The sequence below is a fragment of the Streptomyces sp. NPDC037389 genome, assembly GCF_040636475.1.
GTDB lineage: Bacteria > Actinomycetota > Actinomycetes > Streptomycetales > Streptomycetaceae > Streptomyces > Streptomyces hesseae.
Window position 1 is genome coordinate 1 of the sequence record NZ_JBEZUS010000069.1, and the last position, 1226, is coordinate 1226.

Annotated in this window: 1 protein-coding gene; it reads left to right on the plus strand. The window is 71.4% G+C overall.

Annotation, left to right across the window (positions count from 1 at the left end; translation table 11 throughout):
* Positions 1 to 1226, plus strand: a 1226-nt coding sequence (locus AB0E98_RS33815) for a condensation domain-containing protein (RefSeq protein ID WP_361710330.1), incomplete at both ends; no start/stop codon positions are given.

Below are 1226 nucleotides of genomic sequence, written 5' to 3' on the forward strand. Positions count from 1 at the left end.
CCGCTCTGCGTGGGCATCCGGCGTGGCGGGACGCCACCACCGTCCGCCCGCTGGAGGACTGTCTGCCGCAGACCCCCGTCCAGCAGGGGATGTGGTTCCAGAGCCAGTACGCCCGGGGCGAGGGCTTCTACCACGTGCAGAACCACTTCCGCCTCGAACAGGAGCTGGACGTCGGGGTGTTCCGGGAGAGCTGGGCGCAGGTGATGCGCCGGCATCCGATCCTGCGGACGGGGTTCTGGACCACCGGGGACAACCGGGCGCTGCAGTTGGTGTGGGCGGATCTGCCGGTTCCGCTGGAGGTGGCCGACTGGCGTGACGGGAGTGCCGAGGAGCGGCGTGCGCGGCTGGAGGCGTATCTGGCCGGGGACCGGGCGCGGGGTTTCGGGCCCGAGGACGCTCCGCAGTGGCGGATGCTGCTGGCCCGTACCGGTGAGGAGAGGTACGAGCTGGTGTGGAGTGCCCACCACTCGATCCTGGACGGCTGGAGCATCAGTCTCGTCCTGGGGGACGCGGTGCGGTGGTACGGGGCCCTGCTGGAGGGGCGTGTGCTGGACAGGCCCGCGCCGCGTCCCTACCGGGACTACGTGGCCTGGCTCGGCGAACAGGACCTCCGGCAGGCCGAGGACTACTGGCGCCACACCCTCCAGGACGTGGAGGACGCCACCCTGCTCGACCTGGGCACCCCGTCCGCCGCCGGCACCGCGGCCCCGGACGAGCCGGTCCCCCACCGCTGGGCGGAGGACTTCCTGGACGAGGCGGAGACCGCTGAGCTGCAGGACTTCGCCCTGCGCAACCGGCTCACGCTCAACACGGTCCTCCAGGGCTGCTGGGCACTGCTGCTGGGCCGCTACGCCCGCACCGAGGACGTCGTCTTCGGCACCGTGGCCTCGGGACGCCCGGCGGACGTCGAGGGCGTCGAGGACATGGTCGGCCTCTTCATCAACACCCTCCCGCTGCGGGTGCGGATGCCGGGGGAGACGACCGTGCTCGCCTGGCTGAGGGAGCTGCAGGAGCAGAGCCTGGCGATGCGGCAGTACGAGTACAGCCCGCTGAGCGAGGTCCAGCGCTGGAGCGGCCTGCCCACGGGCACACCCCTCTTCGAGACCCTGTTCGTCTTCGAGAACTACCCCGAGGGGGACACCGACGCCGGGGCCGCCCTGCGCAAAATTCCCGCGCACGGCACGAACTTCGTCATCGTGTCCTACAGCGGCACGCTCGACCCGCTG